Here is a 17,505-nt window from a genome sequence, read left to right as displayed (position 1 = left end):
CGTGTTCACTCAGGGCTGCAAACATCCATTCCCCCCGTGTTGTTCCGTATCCTGTGCCCGCGCATTTTCTGCAAGTTCGCACAACAACAGCGCGAGCACGGCCCCGATGGTGTTCTGTCGGATCCGGTCGCGGTCGCCCTCCAGCGTGAGCCGGCGCACCTCCCCGGCGCCCTGCGGTCCCCGCACCGCCACGAAAACGGTGCCCACCGGATGCCCGTCCTGCGGATCGGGCCCGGCGACGCCCGTGGTGGCGATGCCCCAGTCGGCGCCCAGCACCCGCCGCACGCCGACCGCCATCTGCCGCGCGACCTCGCCGTCCACGGCCCCCTGCGCGGCCAGCAGGGCGCCGTCCACGCCCAGCAGCTCCCGCTTGAGATCGGTGGCGTACGCCGTGACCGAGCCCCGCAGGACCCGTGAGGCCCCGGGGACGGCGGTCAGCGCGCCCGCCACCAGGCCGCCGGTCAGCGATTCGGCCACCGCCAGGCTCTGCCCCCGGGCGGCGAGCAGCTCCAGCGCCCGGGCCGCGGCAGAACCCGGCCCGTTCACCGAACCGCGTCCTGCTCGGGGCTCCCGGCCCGCTCCCGGGCCAGCCCGGCCCGGCGCAGCACCACGGCCTGCCGGACGTAGTCGAGTCCGGTGGCGACGGTCAGCAGCACGGCCACCGCCATCACCCACCAGCGGAAGGTCGCCAGCGGTCCGGTCAGCACCAGGACGTACATCCCGACCGCGGTGCCCTGTGCCAATGTCTTGATCTTGCCGCCCCGGCTGGCCGGAATGACACCGTGCTTGATCACCCAGAACCGCATCAGCGTGATCCCGAGCTCACGGAAGAGGATCACCCCGGTCACCCACCAGGGAAGATCGCCCAGCACCGACAGGCAGATGAGCGCGGCGCCCATGATCGCCTTGTCGGCGATCGGGTCGGCGATCTTGCCGAAGTCGGTGACCAGGTTGTACGCGCGGGCCAGATGCCCGTCGAAGACGTCGGTGATCATGGCGACGGCGAAGGCGGCCCAGGCGAAGACCCGCCAGACGGGATCGGTGCCGTTGTCGTGCATCAGCAGCACCACGAAGGCCGGGACCAGCACCAGCCGCAGCATCGTCAGCACGTTGGCGATGTTCCACAGCCCGGCCTGCCGGACGGCCGGCGCCGGGCGCGGGCCACCCGCCGCGGAAGCCGGGATTCCGCTCATCTGGTCGCCTCCTCGGTACACCCTGTGCCCTCCACCGACAGCACCTCCGCGACGAGATCGACGCCCTCGCTCGCCACTACCTTTGCTTCGACCATACGACCGGGCGCCAGCTCCAGGTCGGTCGACAGCAGGGTGACGCCGTCGGTCTCCGGCGCCTGGTGCGCGGCCCGCCCGACGAGACCGTCCTCGTCGTCGTTCCGGTCGACCAGCACCCGCACCGTCTCGCCGATCCGCTCCTCGGCACGCTGTGCGGTCAGCTCCTCGGCCAGCCGCGACACCCGCGCCAGCCGCTCGGCGACCACGTCCGGGTCGACCTTGCCCTCGTACGACGCGGCCTCGGTGCCGTCCTCGTCGGAGTAGCCGAAGACGCCGATGGCGTCGAGCCGGGCCTCGGTCAGGAAGCGCTCCAGCTCCGCGAGGTCGCTCTCGCTCTCCCCGGGGAAGCCGACGATGAAGTTGGAGCGGGCACCGGCCTGCGGCGCCTTGCCGCGGATGGTCTCCAGCAGCTCCAGGAAGCTGTCGGTGCCGCCGAAGCGGCGCATCGTGCGCAGCACACCGGGCGCCGAGTGCTGGAAGGAGAGATCGAAGTAGGGCGCGACCTTGTCGGTGCCGGTCAGGACGTCGATCAGGCCGGGGCGCATCTCGGCCGGCTGGAGGTAGCTGACCCGGATCCGCTCGACGCCGTCGACGGCCGCCAGCTCCGGCAGCAGCGTCTCCAGCAGCCGGATGTCGCCGAGGTCCTTGCCGTAGGAGGTGTTGTTCTCGGAGACCAGCATGACCTCCTTCACGCCCTGGCCGGCCAGCCAGCGGGTCTCCCCGAGCACGTCGGAGGGACGGCGGGAGATGAACGAGCCGCGGAAGGACGGGATGGCGCAGAACGAGCAGCGCCGGTCGCAGCCGGAGGCCAGCTTCACCGAGGCGACCGGGTTGCTGCCGAGCCGGCGGCGCAGCGGGGCCCGCGGCCCGGAGGCCGGCGCGACACCCTCCGGCAGGTCCTCGGGCGCGGCCGCCGGTTCGTCGGAGCCGCTCTGGGCGTGGCCGGGCAGGGCGACCCCGGCTGAGTCCTGGCGCTCGGCCGGGCTGATCGGCAGCAGCTTGCGGCGGTCGCGCGGGGTGTGTGAGGCGTGGATGCCGCCGCTCAGGATGGTCTGGAGGCGGCCGGAGATGTCGGTGTAGTCGTCGAAGCCGAGCACGCCGTCGGCTTCGGGCAGCGCCTCGGCGAGTTCCTTGCCGTAGCGCTCGGCCATGCAGCCGACGGCCACGACGGCCTGGGTTCTGCCCTGATCCTTCAGATCGTTGGCTTCCAGCAGGGCATCGACGGAGTCCTTCTTGGCGGCCTCGACGAATCCACAGGTGTTGACGACGGCGACATCGGCATCGGCGGCTTCCTCGACGAGCTCCCAGCCGTCCGCTGCCAGGCGGCCTGCGAGCTCCTCCGAGTCCACCTCGTTACGGGCGCAGCCAAGGGTGACAAGGGCGACGGTACGGCGTTCGGGCATGGGGCTCAGCCTACTTCGTCCCGGGTGCCCCCTCGGCGCGCAGGTCTCCGCCGCCGCTCCCGGGGGCCCGGGACCGGCGGCGAACGCCTCCCGGGAGGCGCGCTCAGCCCGCCTGGGGATCCCCCGGCGTGTAGCTCAGCCGCTCCACGGTGCCCTTGTGGCCGATCTCCTTGACCTCCTTGCCGTTGACGTACAGCTGTACGGCTCCGGCGTTGCCGAGGACCAGGTCGATCCGCTCCTTGTCGGTGATGGTCTTGGACTCGCCCTTCTTGAGCAGGCCGTCCTCCAGGAGCTTGCCGCTGGCGTCCTTGGCGGAGATCCAGCTCTGGCCGTCGCGGGCGGTGACCTTGATCGTGACCTTGTCCTTCGGCAGTCCGGCGACGGCGCTGTCGGAGGGCTCGGGCGAGAGCGGCGGCTTGATCGTCGACGGATGGCGGGTGGGCGCGGGTGCCTGCTTGGCGTTGTCACCGGCCGCGATCGGGCCGCCGCTGCTCTTGTCGCCGCCCGTGAAGAGCGTGAAGCCCGCGAACCCGACGACGGCGACGATCGCCGCGACCATCGCCGCGGTCCAGTTGGGGCGGCGCGGCTCGGAACGGATCCGCTCGGCCTCGTAGAGCGGTGCGGCCGGGGTCGGCGCGGGCCGGCCGCCGTGCTCGGCGTCGAACCGGTCGATCAGCGGGCGGGCGTCGAGGGACACGGCGTGGGCGAGCGCCCGGATGTGCCCGCGGGCGTAGACGTCGCCGCCGCAGCGGGAGAAGTCGTCCTGCTCGATGGCCTGCACGAGGGGGATGCGCACCCGTGTCGTCGCACTGACCTCTTCGACGGTCAGTCCCGCTCCGATACGGGCCTGCTGGAGGGCAGCACCGACGGAAGGCCGGTCTGCTTCGGGGGAGTTGCCGATGGACACGGGGGCGCCTTTCGAGCGTGTAGCCACCTGCTGGAAGTTCAGTCTAGGGGTGGGGCGAAAGGGTGGGGCAAGCGGGAGAGCGGAGTTTGTACGCCATCGGAACGCCATCGGCGGTGCCGTGGGGTTCGGTGGTGGAGCATCGTTCGCTCATCTCCCTCAACTTGACGTCTTGGCAGGAGAAACGGTTGCCTTCTGCTCCCGCGCGCGCGGCCCGGATATCTGTGCTACTCGGTAGCCTCCCCACGGATCACCGCCAGCACTCCGTCCAATTCGTCCGGCTTCACCAGGACGTCGCGCGCCTTGGACCCCTCGCTGGGCCCGACGACGTTCCGCGACTCCATCAGGTCCATCAGCCGCCCGGCCTTGGCGAACCCCACCCGCAGCTTGCGCTGGAGCATCGACGTCGACCCGAATTGGGTGGAAACCACCAGCTCAGCGGCCTGGCACAGCAGATCCAGGTCGTCGCCGATGTCCTCGTCGATCTCCTTCTTCTTCGCCGTGCCGACGGTGACGTCGTCGCGGAAGACGGGCGCCATCTGGTCCTTGCAGTGCTGGACGACGGCCGCGACCTCCTCCTCGGTCACGAACGCGCCCTGCATGCGGACCGGCTTGTTCGCCCCCATCGGCAGGAACAGCCCGTCGCCCTTGCCGATCAGCTTCTCGGCGCCCGGCTGGTCGAGGATGACCCGGCTGTCGGCGAGCGAGGAGGTGGCGAACGCGAGCCGGGAGGGCACATTGGCCTTGATCAGGCCGGTGACGACATCGACGGACGGGCGCTGGGTGGCGAGCACCAGATGGATGCCGGCGGCACGGGCGAGCTGGGTGATGCGGACGATGGAGTCCTCCACATCGCGCGGGGCCACCATCATCAGGTCCGCCAGCTCGTCCACGATGACCAGCAGATACGGGTACGGCGCCAGCTCGCGCTCGCTGCCCTCGGGCGAGCTGACCTTGCCGGCCCGGACCGCCTCGTTGAAGTCGTCGATGTGCCGGAAGCCGTAGGCGGCGAGGTCGTCGTAGCGCAGGTCCATCTCGCGGACCACCCACTGGAGCGCCTCGGCGGCGCGCTTGGGGTTGGTGATGATCGGGGTGATCAGGTGCGGGATGCCCTCGTAGGCGGTCAGCTCGACGCGCTTGGGGTCGACGAGGACCATCCGGACGTCCTCCGGGGTGGCCCGCACCATCACGGAGGTGATCAGGCAGTTGATGCAGGAGGACTTGCCGGAGCCGGTGGCGCCGGCCACCAGGACGTGCGGCATCTTCGTCATGTTGGCCATGACGTAGCCGCCCTCGACGTCCTTGCCGAGCGCCACCAGCATCGGGTGCTCGTCGCCCGCGGCGTCGGCCAGCCGCAGCACATCGCCGAGGTTGACCATCTCGCGGTCGGTGTTGGGGATCTCGATGCCGACCGCGGACTTGCCGGGGATCGGGCTGATGATGCGGACGTCGGGGCTGGCCACGGCGTAGGCGATGTTCTTGGCCAGCGCGGTGATCTTCTCGACCTTGACGGCCGGACCCAGCTCGACCTCGTAGCGGGTGACCGTCGGACCGCGGGTGAAGCCGGTGACCGCGGCGTCGACCTTGAACTCCTGGAAGACGGTGGTCAGCGAGGCCACTATGGCGTCGTTCGCGGCGCTGCGGGTCTTGCCGGGGCCGCCTCGCGCGAGCAGGTCCAGCGAGGGCAGCGAGTAGGTGATGTCCCCGGCCAGCTGGAGCTGCTCGGCGCGCGGCGGCAGATCGCCGGACGGCTCGGGCGGGGCCTTGGTGAAGTCCGGGACCGCCGGGGTCTGCTCGCTCGCGCCGGCCGGCCGGCCGGCTCCGCGGGCCGGCGGCACCGTGCCGCTCTCCCCCGCGGTGTCCTCGCCGTCCCGGCCGCGGATCTCACCGGAGACGCTGCTGCTGAGGCCGGCGACGAGCGGGGAGGGCTGGACGCCGTGCAGCACCGCGCCGTCCAGCGCGGCGGCGGCCGCGGCGGCGACATCCACCGCGTCCATCGGCCGGTCGTCGGCGGGCCGGTCGGAGGCCCGGCGCGGACGGCGCCGCTTGGCCAGGGCCGCTTCCTCTATCGCGTCGGGGTCGGCGGCGGTGCTCGCGGCGGCGCCGCGGCGCTGCCCGCGCACGGGCTGCTCACGCCACTCGTCGTCGTAGTCCTCGTACGCCGCGGCCCCGTAGCCGTCCGCCGCGGCGTCCGCCGGGTGCACCACGCCCAGCCGGACGCCGAGCGCGCGCAGCCGCTGCGGGATGGCGTTGACCGGCGTCGCGGTGACCACCAGCAGCCCGAAGACGGTCAGCAGCACCAGCAGCGCCACGGCCAGGGTCTGTCCGACGGTGAAGATCAGCGGTTTGGACGCCACCCACCCCAGATAGCCGCCGGCGTCCTGTATGGCGGACAGCCCGTCGTCCCGGCCCGGCGATCCGCAGGCCATCGCGACCTGCCCCAGCACGCCGACCACCAGCGCCGACAGCCCGATGACGATCCGGCCGTTGGCCTCCGGCCGCTCGGGGTGGCGGATGAGGCGGATGGCGATGCCGGCGAGCAGTATCGGCACGACCAGGTCGAGCCGGCCGAACGCGCCGGTCACCAGGAGTTCGACGAGGTCGCCGACCGGGCCGCTGAGGTTGGACCAGGTCCCGCCCGCGATGACCAGCGCCAGGCCGAGCAGCAGCAGCGCCAGCCCGTCCTTGCGGTGCGCCGGGTCGAGGTTCTTCGCGCCGCGGCCCATCCCGCGGAACATCGCCCCGATGGTGTGCGCGACGCCCAGCCAGCAGGCGCGGGCCAGGCGGTAGACGCCACCGGTGGGCGACGGCGCCGGCCGGGCGGCCGCCTTCTTCGCGGGCGCCCTCTTGGCCGGTGCCTTCTTCGCGGCGGTCTTCTTCGCCGGCGGCCTCGCGGGCGCCTTCTTCGCTGCGGTCTTCTTGGCGGCGCCCGCGGTCCGTCCGGCGCGCTGCTTCGAGGGTCCCGCCGAGCTCTGGGTTCCCTTGCCGGACGTACGTGAGGCCATGGCGTCGAGATTACAGGCGAACGCGGCCGTGATACGAGCGCACGGCGCTTCACCCGAACGTGTCGCGCGCCCGTCTCATGAAAGGGCGTCAGTCACCCGGCGGCGCTGCCCGACCCCGGCTCCAGGGCATCCAGCGCCCTGCGCAGGCCGGTCAGTTTGCGCTCCAGATGGGCGGCGGTGGCCACCGCCGCCGCGTCCGCCGTCTCGTCCAGCTGCTTGGACAGCGCCTCGGCCTGCTCCTCGACCGCGGCCAGTCGCGCGGAGAGCTCCGCGAGCAGCCCCGCCGACTCCTTCGCCTCGTCGGCGCTGGGCCGGCCGCCCTCCAGCTGCAGCCTCAGCAGGGAGGCCTGCTCGCGCAGTTGGCAGTTCTTCATGTAGAGCTCGACGAACACCGAGACCTTGGCCCGCAGCACCCACGGGTCGAACGGCTTGGAGATGTAGTCCACCGCACCGGCCGCGTAACCGCGGAACGTGTGGTGCGGGCCGTGGTTGATGGCCGTGAGGAAGATGATCGGGATGTCGCGGGTACGCTCCCGGCGCTTGATGTGCGCCGCGGTCTCGAATCCGTCCATCCCCGGCATCTGCACATCGAGCAGAATCACCGCGAAATCGTCCGTGAGCAGTGCTTTGAGCGCTTCCTCCCCGGACGATGCCCGCACCAGTGTCTGATCGAGCGCAGAGAGGATCGCCTCCAGCGCCAGCAGATTCTCCGGCCGGTCATCGACCAGGAGGATCTTGGCCTTCTGCACCATGGCCCGTCCTCCTCGCCCCGGCATGGCACCGGACGCCGCCCCAGGGGACGACTCCGTCACGCCGCCCGTCCTTGTGCCGGTCATGGTAGCTGCACCCCGTCTGTCGCCACACCCTGTCACCGCGATGTCACTGTGCACGTAGCAGAAACGCAGACAGGGACCAGAAGGTTCCCCGAATACCAGGCTTCCACACGTCCACGGCCACACTGAGTCAGCACGCGATGATCCTCTTTCGCCTCCATACTGGACGCTCCGTCACTCCGCGCGCATCCATTGCTCCATGACCGACAACAGATGATCGGTATCCACCGGCTTGGTCACGTAGTCGGAGGCGCCGGAATCGATGCTCTTCTCGCGGTCGCCCTTCATCGCCTTCGCGGTCAGCGCGATGATGGGAAGCCCGGCGAACTGCGGCATCCGGCGGATCGCCGCCGTCGTCGCGTAGCCGTCCATCTCCGGCATCATGATGTCCATCAGGACCAGCACGATGTCGTCGTGCTGCTCCAGCACCTCGATGCCCTCACGCCCGTTCTCCGCGTACAGCACGGACAGGCCGTGCTGCTCCAGGACGCTGGTGAGCGCGAAGACGTTGCGGATGTCGTCGTCGACGATCAGCACCTTCTCGCCGTGGAAGCCACCCTGGAAGACCGGGTCCACCAGGTCCTGGCCGTTGCCGAGCCAGGGCTCCTCAGCGGGCTGCGGGGCTGCGGGCCGAGGCGGCGTCTGCGGCGCCTGTGGCGCCTCCTGCGGCGGAGCCTGGTCCGCCGGGCGGCCGGGCAACTCGAAGCGCCGCGGGGAGCCCGAAACGGCCCGTCGGCGGCGCCGGTTGAGACTGCCGCCGGAGCCCTGCTCGAACTCCTGCTGCTCCTGGGCCTCTTCCCGTCCGACCTCGGTCTCGCGCGCCTCCGCGTCCATCGCGAGCCCGCCGGCCACCAGCTGCGGGTAGCCCTGCGGCGGCAGCCCGCCCGGATTGTGCGGCAGGTAGAGCGTGAAGGTGGAGCCGCGGTTGGGCTCGCTCGCGGCGTGGATCTCGCCGCCCAGCAGCCGGGCGATCTCCCGGCTGATGGACAGGCCCAGGCCCGTACCGCCGTATTTGCGGCTGGTCGTGCCGTCGGCCTGTTTGAACGCCTCGAAGATGACCCGCATCTTGCTGGAGGCGATGCCGATACCGGTGTCGGTGACCGAGAAGGCGATCATGTCCGCGTCCGGGTCGCGCAGCGAGCCGTGCTCCAGCAGCTGCTCCCTGATGGGCACCGGGACGTCCGCCCCGGCCGGCCGGATCACCAGCTCGACGGCGCCGCTGTCGGTGAACTTCACCGCGTTGGACAGCAGATTGCGCAGCACCTGGAGCAGTCGCTGCTCGTCGGTGTGCAGGGTGGCCGGCAGCTCCGGGGAGACCCGTACGGAGAAGTCGAGCCCCTTCTCGGCGGTCAGCGGCCGGAACGTGGCCTCCACGTAGTCGACGAGCTGGACCAGCGCGATCCGGGTCGGGCTGACGTCCATCTTGCCCGCCTCGACCTTGGACAGGTCCAGGATGTCGTTGATCAGCTGGAGCAGGTCGCTGCCGGCGCCGTGGATGGTCTCGGCGAATTCGACCTGCTTGGGCGAGAGGTTCCCCTCGGCGTTGTCGGCCAGCAATTTGGCCAGAATCAGCAGGGAGTTCAGCGGCGTGCGCAGCTCGTGCGACATGTTCGCCAGGAACTCCGACTTGTAGCGCATGGAGACCGCGAGTTGTTCGGCGCGCTCCTCCAGGACCTGGCGCGCCTCCTCGATCTCGGTGTTCTTCACCTCGATGTCGCGGTTCTGCGCGCGCAGCTGCTCGGCCTTCTCCTCCAGCTCGGTGTTGGACAGCTCCAGCGCCTTCTGCCGGCTCTCCAGCTCGCCCGACCGCTCCTTGAGCTGCTCGGTCAGCTCCTGCGACTGCTTGAGCAGCACCTCGGTCTTGGTGTTGACCGAGATGGTGTTGACGCTGGTCGCGATCATCTCGGCGATCTGGCTGAGGAAGTCCTTCTGGATCTGGGTGAACGGCTGGAAGGACGCCAGCTCGATCACGCCGAGCACCTTGTCCTCGAACAGCACCGGCAGCACGATCACATTCGCCGGCGGCGCCTCGCCCAGTCCGGAGGCGATCTTGAGATAGCCGGACGGGACGTTCTCCACCAGGATGGTGCGCCCCTCCTCCGCGGCCGTGCCGATCAGCGTCTCGCCGGGTTTGAAGGTCGTCGGCATGCCGCCCATCGCGTAGCCGTACGAGCCCATCAGCCGCAGCTCGTACGCGCCCGCCTCGGCGCCGTCGGCCCCGATCTCCCGGCTGTCGGGCTGCGCGGCGAGGAAGAACGCGCCGTGCTGGGCGGAGACCGCGGGCGACAGCTCGCTCATGATGAGCGTGGCGACGTCCTTGAGGTCGCGCCGGCCCTGCATCAGACCCGAGATCCGGGCCAGGTTGCCCTTGAGCCAGTCCTGTTCCTCGTTGGCGAGGGTGGTCTCCCGGAGCGTGGAGATCATGGTGTTGACGTTGTCCTGGAGCTCCAGGATCTCGCCGGCCGCGTCCACGTCGATGCGGACGTTGTGGTCCCCGAGGGTGACCGCCGCGGCGACCGCAGCGATGGCACGCACCTGACGGGTCAGGTTGCCGGCCATCTCGTTCACCGACTCGGTCAGGTCCCGCCAGGTGCCGGCCACGCCGCGCACCTGCGCCTGACCGCCCAGCTGGCCTTCCGTGCCCACCTCGCGGGCCACTCTGGTGACCTGCTCGGCGAAGGACGAGAGCTGGTCGACCATCGTGTTGATGGTGGTCTTCAGCGCGAGGATCTCGCCCCGCGCGTCGATGTCGATCTTCTTGGTCAGGTCGCCCTTGGCGATGGCGGTGGTGACCATGGCGATGTTGCGGACCTGGCCGGTGAGGTTGTTGGCCATCGAGTTCACGGACTCGGTGAGGTCCTTCCACGTACCGGCGACGCCGGGAACGCGGGCCTGGCCGCCCAGGATGCCGTCGGTGCCCACCTCACGGGCCACCCGGGTGACCTCGTCGGCGAACGACGACAGCGTGGTCACCATGGTGTTGACCGTGTCGGCGAGCTGCGCGACCTCGCCGCGCGCCTCGACCGTGACCTTCTTGGTCAGGTCCCCGTTGGCGACCGCCGCCGAGACCTGGGAGATGTTGCGCACCTGGATGGTCAGGTTGTTGGCCATCAGGTTGACGTTGTCGCTGAGGTCCAGCCAGATACCGGTGGCGCCCGGCACCCGCGCCTGACCGCCCAACTGGCCCTCGGTGCCCACCTCACGGGCCACCCGGGTCACCTGCTCGGCGAACGACGACAGCTGGTCGACCATCGTGTTGACGGTCGTGACCAGTTCGAGGATCTCGCCCTTGGCGTCGACGGTGATCTTCTTGGACAGGTCACCGCGGGCCACCGCGGTCGTCACCTCGGCGATGTTGCGCACCTGCGAGGTCAGGTTGTTCGCCATGAAGTTGACGGACTGGGTCAGGTCCTTCCACGTCCCGCTGACGCCCTGCACCTCCGCCTGGCCGCCCAGGATGCCCTCGGTGCCCACCTCGCGGGCGACCCGGGTGACCTGCTCCGCGAACGAGGAGAGCTGGTCGACCATGGTGTTCAGGGTGTTCTTCAGCTCCAGGATCTCGCCCCGGGCGTCCACGTCGATCTTCTGCGACAGGTCACCGCGCGCGACCGCCGTGGCGACCTGCGCGATGTTGCGGACCTGGGCCGTCAGGTTGCCGGCCATGCCGTTCACCGAGTCGGTCAGATCGCGCCAGACGCCCGCGACGCCCGGCACCTGCGCCTGACCGCCCAGCCGGCCGTCCGTACCGACCTCCCGGGCGACCCGGGTGACCTGCTCGGCGAAGGCGGAGAGCTGGTCGACCATCGTGTTGATGGTGTTCTTCAGCTCCAGGATCTCGCCGCGCGCGTCCACGTCGATCTTCTGCGACAGGTCACCACGGGCGACCGCCGTCGTCACCTGCGCGATCTGCCGCACCTGCGACGTCAGGTTGCCCGCCATGAAGTTGACGGAGTCGGTCAGTTCCTTCCAGGTGCCGCTGACGCCGTCCACCCGGGCCTGACCGCCCAGCCGGCCCTCCGTGCCCACGTCCCTGGCCATCCGCGTGACCTGGTCGGCGAACGAGGACAGCTGGTCGACCATGGTGTTCACGGTGTTCTTCAGCTGGAGCATCTCGCCGGAGACGTCGACGGTGACCTTCTGCGACAGGTCGCCGTTGGCCACCGCGGTCGTCACCTGGGCGATGTTGCGCACCTGCCCGGTGAGGTTGCGGAAGGCGGTGTTGACGGAGTCCGTCAGGTCCTTCCACGTCCCGGCCGCGCCCGGGACCGCCGCCTGGCCGCCCAGCTCACCCTCGACGCCGATCTCCCGCGCCACGCGCGTCACTTCGGCACCGAACGAGGAGAGCTGGCCCACCATCGTGTTGACGGTGTTCTTCAACTCCAGCATTTCACCGGCCACATCGACGGTGACCGTCTGGGACAGATCGCCGTTGGCGACCGCCGTCGTCACCTGCGCGATGTCCCGGACCTGCGCGGTGAGGTTGCGGAAGGCCGTGTTGACGGAGTCCGTCAGGTCCTTCCACGTCCCCGCCGCGCCCGGCACCTGCGCCTGACCGCCGAGCTGGCCCTCGGCGCCGACCTCGTTCGCCACCCGCGTGACCTCGTCGGCGAACGTCCGCAGCGTCTCGGTCATGGTGTTGATGGTGTCGGCCAGCTGCGCGACCTCGCCGCGTGCGCTGACCGTGACCTTCTGCGACAGGTCGCCGTTCGCGACGGCCGTGGTGACCTGGGCGATCCCGCGCACCTGCGCGGTGAGGTTGCCGGCCATGAGATTGACCGAATCCGTCAGGTCCTTCCACACGCCGGCCACGCCGGGGACCTGCGCCTGACCGCCGAGTTCGCCCTCGGTGCCCACCTCGCGGGCGACGCGCGTCACCTCGGAGGCGAACGAGGAGAGCTGGTCGACCATCGTGTTGACGGTGTTCTTCAGCTCCAGCATCTCGCCGGCGACATGCACGGTCACCTTGCGCGACAGATCGCCCTTGGCCACCGCGGTGGTGACGAGAGCAATGTCACGTACCTGGGCCGTCAGCCGGGACGCCATGGTGTTGACGGATTCCGTCAGATCCTTCCAGGAACCCGACATTCCGCGCACCCGGGCCTGCCCGCCGAGCTTGCCCTCCGTGCCGACCTCGCTGGCCACCCTGGTGACCTCGTCGGTGAACGCGGAGAGCTGGTCCACCAGCCCGTTGACGGTCCGGCCGACCTTCAGGAATTCACCCCGCAGGGGGTGCTCCGAAGAGCTGTCCGAACTGCGCGACCGCAGATCCATCCGCTGTTCCAGGTCGCCCTCGGACACCGCCGACAGCACCCGCCCCACCTCGGAGACGGGCCGTACGAGGTCGTCCACCAGGGCGTTCGAGGCGTCGATGGCCGCGGCCCAGGAGCCCTCCGCGGCGCCGACCTCCAGCCGCTCCGTCAGCTTGCCCTCGCGGCCCACGACCCGGCGCACCCGCGCCAGCTCGCCCGTGAGATGCAGATTGCGGTCCGCGACCTCGTTGAAGACCGCGGCGATCTCCGACATGACGCCTTCGCCGGAAACCGTGAGCCGCTTGCGGAAGTTCCCGTCCCGCATGGCCACCAAAGCGACCAGCAGCCGATTGAGCGCAGCCGTATCCACCTCGGTCGTCCCGTTGTTCCGGGATCGTCCGCCTTTCGCGCGTGTGCTTGCGCCCCGCGCCGCTGCGCCAGACTCCACCGTGTCCCTCCCGCAGGGTCGACCGTTCTACCCGGGCTTTCTCTTGATACTTGCCCAGTGTTTCACCATGGCTCAACCAGGCCATAACAGTTCGGCAGCATCGCACACCGTCCCGGGGCACGATTGGGACGGAAACACACGTGACCGGCATCCTCGGGTGCGGCGAAGGTAAGTAACCTGGCATACGGCTGTCCACCCGGCCCGTCCCCCGAGCACGGGCGGTGGCACGCACAACAGGTATTCGGAGGGGCGCCGCGACCATGGGGGAGCAGATCACCGACACACGCATGAGGAGACCAGTGATCACCGCGCGGGCCGCCGCAACATTCGAGCCGGTCGGGCGCTCGGTCGCCACTGCCCGTGCATTCGTCCGCGACACCCTCCAGGGCTGGGGCTGCGCCGACATCGTCGACGACGCCGTCGTCCTGACCAGCGAGCTGGTCACCAACGCCGTGGTGCACGCCGGCACCGCCGCCGACGTGCTGTGTCTGCGCAATGACGCAGGGGTACGGATCTCCGTCGCCGACCGCTACCCCGAGCGCGAGATCCCGCTCCAGAACGCCGGCCAGGTCGTCGTCCACCCGGACCGCGAGGGCGGCCGCGGCCTGCTGCTGTGCGGCGCGCTGGCCGCCCGCTGGGGCGTCGAGTACACCGCCGCACAAAAACACGTGTGGTTCCAGCTCGACCTCCCCGAGCGCCCGGCCGGCACCCGCTCCGCCGGCCCGGCCCTGCCCGTCGACGCCCTCCCGGTCGCCGACACCCGGGTACGCGTCGCCGTGATCCAGATCGACCGCGGCGGCTGCATCAGCTTCTGGAACGAGGACGCCCAGGACCTCTTCGCCTACGACCCCGAGCAGGTCATCGGCAAACCGCTCACCGACTTCGCCGCCTGGCCGCACACCCCCGGCACCGGCACCGGCATCGCCGAGGCGCTCCAGCTCTCCCGCTGGGAGGGCTCCTACGGCATAAGGGGCGCCGACGGCCGGGTCGTCCCCGTCTACGCCTCCCACCTGCGCGTCCGCGACGCCGACGGCGAGGCCTCCACGGTCTGCCTCCTGGTGCGCGACCACGAGCGGGCGATCCTGCAGAGCCCCCCGCGCACCCCCGCGCCGGACTCCGCCAGCCAGGCCGCACAGGCGGAGGGCCGCCCCTCCGACCCGTTCGAGGTCTTCATCGGCTCCCCGGCGCCCGACGACCTCGACGGCCTGCTCCAGCGCACCGTCGAGCGCGCCCGCGACATGCTCGACGGCGACGCCGCCTACCTCCTCCTGGCCACCGACGACGAGACCGAGCTGGAGGTGCGTGCCTCCACGGGCCTGCCCTCCGCCCGCCAGCGGTTCGCCCGCGTCCCCGTGGAGGCCGGATCCGGGCGCTACGGCTCCGCCCGGATGCCCGCCGTCCACGAGGACCTCACGGCCGTCCCGGGCGCCGTTCCGCTCCTCAGCGGCACGGGCATGCGCTCGGTCGTCACCGTCCCGCTGAAGGTCGAGGGGCGGCTCACCGGCTCCCTGGGCGTCGCCGCGGAGAGCGCCGGCCGGTACACCAACGAGGAGGCGCTCCGCCTCCAGTTCGCCGCCGACCGCATCGCGCTCGCCGTCGAGCGCGCCCGCCTGACCGAGCTGGAGAAGCTGCGCCGCGGCTCGCTCTCCTTCCTCGTCGAGGCCTCCGACCTGCTGGCCGGCACCCTCGACCGGGACCAGACGCTGGCCCTGATGGCCCAGATGACGGTCCCCACCCTCGCCACCTGGTGCGCGGTCTACACCGTCGCCGACCAGGCCTCCGAGCCCGAGCTGTCCTATGTCCTGCACGAGGACGAGGACCGCATCGACGGGCTCAAGACCCTGCTGATGAAGGTCGACCCGCCCGAGCCCGTGCCCACCCCCGGGGCGCGCGTGTGGACCGCCCCCAGCGACGCCGCGCACGACGCCGCCCTGCGGACCTCGATGCGCAGCCTGGGCCTGGGCAACTCGGCCCGCCCCTCCACGGGCCCCGGCACCACCCTCGCCACCGCCTCCGCGGTCGGCGGGGAGACCGTCGTGCTGCCGCTGGTCGCCCGCAACCGCGTCATCGGCATGCTCACCCTCGGCAAGCCCACCGAGGAGCACTTCCGCCAGGAGATCCTCGAACTCGCCGAGGACCTCTCCCGCCGCGCCGCCCTCGCCCTGGACAACGCCCGCCTCTACTCCGAGCGCACGGCCATCAGCCAGTCCCTCCAGCGCAGCCTGCTGCCCCCGGAGCCGCTGCCCGCCGTGCCCGGCGTCGAGGTCGAGGTCATCTACCGCGCGGCCGGCGAGGGCAACGAGGTCGGCGGCGACTTCTACGACCTCTTCCCGATCCACGACGGCGCCTACGGCTTCGCCATCGGCGACGTCTGCGGCACGGGCCCGGAGGCGGCAGCCGTCACCGGCCTCGCCCGGCACGCCCTCCGCCTCCTCGCCCGCGAGGGCCTCGGCGGCCCCGCCGTCCTGGAGCGGCTCAACGCCGCCATCCTCGACGAGGGCGCCCGCAGCCGCTTCCTGACGCTCCTTTACGGCGAGCTGTGGCCGCAGGACGACGGCAGCGCCCTGCTCAAGGTCGTCTGTGCCGGCCATCCCCTGCCGCTCCGGCTGCGCCAGGACGGCTCGGTGGAGCCGGCCGCCGAACCCCAGCCCCTGCTGGGCGTCATGGACGACCTCGAACTCTACGAACAGACCGTCACCCTCGACCCCGGCGACGTCCTGCTGTGCGTCACCGACGGCGTCACCGAACGCCGCGAGGGCACCCGCATGCTCGGCGACGACGGCCTCACCGACGTCCTGACCACCTGCACGGGCCTGACGGCCGGCGCCGTCGCCACCCGCGTGCTGCGCGCCGTGGAGCGCTTCGCCGCCGAGCCGGCCTCCGACGACATGGCCATCCTCGCCCTGCGCGTCCCCGAGCCCCAGGCGAGCTGATCCGCAGGGGGCCGGTGGCCGTCGGACATCGATGTCCGACGGCCACCGGCCCCCTTTTCCTTACGACTTGTCATATCCGGCCCGCGGCAGGGAATCGTCGGGCTGAGACGCGCCACCGCCCGCGTCCGCATACGACGAAGGCCCTCGCCATATGGCGAGGGCCTTCGTTCTCTGAGCCCCAATACGGAATCGAACCGTAGACCTTCTCCTTACCATGGAGACGCTCTGCCGACTGAGCTATTGGGGCGCGGCAACGGAAAGAATATTACCCCAACTCCGCGGCAGATTCGAACCGTCCCCCGCCCCGCGGCTAAAAGGCCGGCTGCTGCAATCCGCCCAGCGCATTGCAGGCGCTCACCATCTTGTGCAGCTCCCGCCGCGACATCTCCGGGTGCACGGGCAGCGCCAGCGTCTCGTCCACCGCCCGCTCCGTCTGCGGCAGGAACACGTCCCGCCGCAGCCCCGGCATCCGGTACACCGGGGCCAGCACGGGCACCTTGCAGCCAACTCCCTTGGCCCGCAGGGCCCGCGCGAAGGCATCGCGGTCCGGCCGCCCGTTCCCCGGCACCCGCACCACGTACTGCTCGTAGGTGTGCCCCGCGGCCGGCGTCGGCGTCCAGACCCCGCGCAGCCTTCCGTCCAGGTACGACGCCTGTTCCCGGCGCAGCTCCACGCCCTCCGCGCGGGCCCCGGGCTCGTCGTTCACCAGAACCAACAGACCGTGCCGCTGGCCCACTTCACGGATCCAGCCGGCGTCCGCCTGCCGCCCGAACCGGTTGACGGCCACGACGGCGACGGTCCGCCCGGTGACCACGTCCGCCACCGCGGCGGGATCGAGGCAGTAGCTGTCGATATCGAGATCGGCGAAGACCGGTACCGCGCCCAGCTCCACCACGGCCCGGGCCACCTCGGCGTTGCCGTAGGCCGGCACCACGACCTCGTCACCAGCACGTACACCGGCCGACTTGAGCGTTCCCACTGTCCGCATGAAACGGATCCTGGTCAGCTGAGATGAACGTCGAGTTACGCCCACCACCCGAAAATCAGAACAAAAAAGCTCCGGTCCCTGAACCAGAAGGTTCAGGGACCGGAGCTGAATGATTGTTCGGCGGCGTCCTACTCTCCCACAGGGTCCCCCCTGCAGTACCATCGGCGCTGAAAGGCTTAGCTTCCGGGTTCGAAATGTAACCGGGCGTTTCCCTAACGCTATGACCACCGAAACACTATGAAGTTGACCAACCCGGCACAATCACAGGTCGTTACTTCAGAACCTACACAGTGGACGCGAGCAACTGAGGACAAGCCCTCGGCCTATTAGTACCAGTCAACTCCACACCTTACGGCGCTTCCATATCTGGCCTATCAACCCAGTCGTCTACTGGGAGCCTTAACCCCTCAAAGGGGGTGGGAGTCCTCATCTCGAAGCAGGCTTCCCGCTTAG

At 70.4% G+C, this 17,505-nt stretch carries 9 protein-coding genes, 1 tRNA gene and 2 rRNA genes; 1 reads left to right on the top strand and 11 read right to left on the bottom strand.

The window, feature by feature from the left end:
• Positions 1-9: 9 nt before the first annotated feature.
• The 7 genes from IEY78_RS04355 to IEY78_RS04325 form a co-directional block, all read right to left on the bottom strand.
• The gene (locus IEY78_RS04355; protein ID WP_189096220.1) at positions 10-546 is read right to left on the bottom strand and encodes a CinA family protein; all 537 of its coding nucleotides are present in this window, start codon (positions 544-546) and stop codon (positions 10-12) included.
• A complete protein-coding gene (pgsA, locus tag IEY78_RS04350; protein ID WP_189096219.1) occupies positions 543-1,193 on the bottom strand; it encodes a CDP-diacylglycerol--glycerol-3-phosphate 3-phosphatidyltransferase in 651 nt (216 codons plus the stop codon). The genes IEY78_RS04355 and pgsA overlap by 4 nt, the downstream gene beginning before the upstream one ends.
• Complete coding sequence (gene rimO / locus IEY78_RS04345) at positions 1,190-2,692, bottom strand: 30S ribosomal protein S12 methylthiotransferase RimO (protein ID WP_189096218.1); 1,503 nt, start codon at positions 2,690-2,692, stop codon at positions 1,190-1,192. Before rimO ends, pgsA begins: the two co-directional genes overlap by 4 nt.
• Before the next feature lie 103 nt (positions 2,693-2,795).
• Positions 2,796-3,599, bottom strand: coding sequence for a helix-turn-helix domain-containing protein (locus IEY78_RS04340; protein ID WP_189096217.1), 804 nt, complete (start codon positions 3,597-3,599; stop codon positions 2,796-2,798).
• Between the two features lie 224 nt (positions 3,600-3,823).
• Entirely contained in the window at positions 3,824-6,601 is a 2,778-nt protein-coding gene (locus tag IEY78_RS04335) for a DNA translocase FtsK (RefSeq protein WP_189096216.1), read from the bottom strand.
• A 92-nt stretch (positions 6,602-6,693) separates the two neighbouring features.
• Positions 6,694-7,353 (bottom strand): response regulator, encoded by a 660-nt coding sequence (locus tag IEY78_RS04330; protein WP_189096215.1) that lies wholly within the window; start codon positions 7,351-7,353, stop codon positions 6,694-6,696.
• A gap of 255 nt (positions 7,354-7,608) precedes the next feature.
• Positions 7,609-13,131, bottom strand: a complete 5,523-nt coding sequence (locus IEY78_RS04325) for a HAMP domain-containing protein (RefSeq protein ID WP_189096214.1) — start codon at positions 13,129-13,131, stop codon at positions 7,609-7,611.
• Between the two features lie 260 nt (positions 13,132-13,391).
• Between IEY78_RS04325 and IEY78_RS04320 the strand changes: the two genes are divergently transcribed.
• Positions 13,392-16,064, top strand: coding sequence for a SpoIIE family protein phosphatase (locus IEY78_RS04320; protein WP_373294058.1), 2,673 nt, complete (start codon positions 13,392-13,394; stop codon positions 16,062-16,064).
• A gap of 174 nt (positions 16,065-16,238) precedes the next feature.
• Here IEY78_RS04320 and IEY78_RS04315 read toward each other — a convergent pair.
• From IEY78_RS04315 to IEY78_RS04300, 4 genes are all read right to left on the bottom strand, one after another.
• A tRNA-Thr gene (locus IEY78_RS04315) sits at positions 16,239-16,311 on the bottom strand.
• A gap of 63 nt (positions 16,312-16,374) precedes the next feature.
• Positions 16,375-17,052, bottom strand: a complete 678-nt coding sequence (locus IEY78_RS04310; RefSeq protein WP_189096213.1) for a DegT/DnrJ/EryC1/StrS family aminotransferase — start codon at positions 17,050-17,052, stop codon at positions 16,375-16,377.
• 115 nt (positions 17,053-17,167) lie between these two features.
• A 5S ribosomal RNA gene (rrf, locus tag IEY78_RS04305) occupies positions 17,168-17,284 on the bottom strand.
• Positions 17,285-17,358: 74 nt separating this feature from the next.
• A 23S ribosomal RNA gene (locus IEY78_RS04300) occupies positions 17,359-17,505 on the bottom strand; the annotation flags it as partial.

The sequence above is a fragment of the Streptomyces kronopolitis genome (assembly GCF_014646275.1).
In the GTDB taxonomy this organism is placed as follows: Bacteria; Actinomycetota; Actinomycetes; order Streptomycetales; family Streptomycetaceae; genus Streptomyces; species Streptomyces kronopolitis.
The sequence above is the reverse complement of the archived record's forward strand: the minus strand, read 5'-3'. Positions and strand labels throughout refer to the sequence as shown.

Excerpts from the sequence above, each read along its gene's own strand:
- rimO (WP_189096218.1), bottom strand. The coding sequence starts at position 2,692 with ATGCCCGAACGCCGTACCGTCGCCCTTGTCACCCTTGGCTGCGCCCGT.
- IEY78_RS04330 (WP_189096215.1), bottom strand. The coding sequence starts at position 7,353 with ATGGTGCAGAAGGCCAAGATCCTCCTGGTCGATGACCGGCCGGAGAAT.
- pgsA (WP_189096219.1), bottom strand. The coding sequence starts at position 1,193 with ATGAGCGGAATCCCGGCTTCCGCGGCGGGTGGCCCGCGCCCGGCGCCG.
- IEY78_RS04320 (WP_373294058.1), top strand. The coding sequence starts at position 13,392 with ATGGGGGAGCAGATCACCGACACACGCATGAGGAGACCAGTGATCACC.
- IEY78_RS04335 (WP_189096216.1), bottom strand. The coding sequence starts at position 6,601 with ATGGCCTCACGTACGTCCGGCAAGGGAACCCAGAGCTCGGCGGGACCC.
- IEY78_RS04310 (WP_189096213.1), bottom strand. The coding sequence starts at position 17,052 with ATGCGGACAGTGGGAACGCTCAAGTCGGCCGGTGTACGTGCTGGTGAC.